The sequence below is a fragment of the Caballeronia sp. BR00000012568055 genome, from assembly GCF_029439455.1.
GTDB lineage: Bacteria > Pseudomonadota > Gammaproteobacteria > Burkholderiales > Burkholderiaceae > Caballeronia.
This window is the reverse complement of the sequence record NZ_JAQFVG010000144.1, coordinates 1-359: the sequence shown is the minus strand read 5'-3', so window position 1 is coordinate 359 and position 359 is coordinate 1. Positions and strand designations below refer to the sequence as shown.

The 359-nt window shown below is 67.4% G+C and carries 1 protein-coding gene; it reads right to left on the bottom strand.

Translation table 11 applies throughout. The features are described 5' to 3' along the window. Positions 1-359, bottom strand: a 359-nt coding sequence (locus tag P7F28_RS07985) for a TonB-dependent receptor plug domain-containing protein (protein ID WP_277183978.1), incomplete at both ends; no start/stop codon positions are given.

Genomic DNA, 359 nt, shown 5'->3' with positions numbered 1-359 from the left:
TAGGGCCGAGCGCGCCGGTCGTATCGAAGGCGACGCGTTTCTTGCCCTCGGTGCCGATACCGAACTGGACCGTTGTCGAGTAATCGCGTTGCGGACGCTTGGGCACGATGTTGACGACACCGCCTGTCGCGCCTTCGCCGTACAGCACGGAGGCCGGGCCGCGCAGCACGTCGATGCGCTCGACCTGCCATGTATCGAACGGAAAGGTGTTGGTGCCCGCGCCCGGATAGAGGCGCGTGCCGTCGTAGAGCGTCATCACCGATTCCTGACCGCTGAAACCGCGCACGGCCAGCGCCGTGCCGCCGTTGCCGGGCGCGGCGTTGCTGGTGAAACTGGTGGCGCGCGTGACGGCATCCGTG